Raw genomic sequence first — 504 nt, forward strand, 5'->3', positions numbered from 1 at the left:
GGTGTGGTGGCTGGTGGGCGCACACTCGTTGCGATGTCGCCTGTTAAAAAGACATCCGCGCCTCCTCGGTTGCCGACGTAAATGTCCGGCCGCCCATCGCCATTGATGTCCTCGGCCAGTATGGCAAGTCCGTCTACGGCTGGTAGCTGCGCAAGGGGATGCGTTGTAGACCGTGAAAAAACACCATTTCCGTCATTGATCAGCACCGTGAGTGGCGCCTTGTTGATGTTGACAACGACAATGTCCTGGTCACCATCTCCATCGAGATCAATTGGTGCCGCATCCAATGAGAACTGACGGAATATGGGCAGGGCAGTAGCCGTGACGTCTGTAAATCGCCCCTTGCCATCATTGACGTACAACCGATCCTGAGGATCGGCAGTTTGAATCCATCCAACGTTGCAGAAAAACAGGTCTATGTCGTTGTCACCATCGACGTCGAGCGGCACAACTTTCCGCGTCTCCGTGCGCACGTTTTGTGGCATGTTCGTGGCAGTCACGTCG

1 protein-coding gene is annotated in these 504 nt (G+C 55.2%); it reads right to left on the reverse strand.

All coding sequences use genetic code 11. The features are described from left to right. Positions 1 to 473: FG-GAP repeat domain-containing protein (locus tag ACLD7X_RS18505; RefSeq protein WP_425625500.1), on the reverse strand; the 473-nt coding region annotated here is incomplete at its 3' end. Between the last annotated feature and the right edge of the window lie 31 nt (positions 474 to 504).

The organism is Aphanothece microscopica RSMan92 (assembly GCF_046613545.2).
Taxonomy (GTDB): Bacteria; Cyanobacteriota; Cyanobacteriia; order PCC-6307; family Cyanobiaceae; genus NIES-981.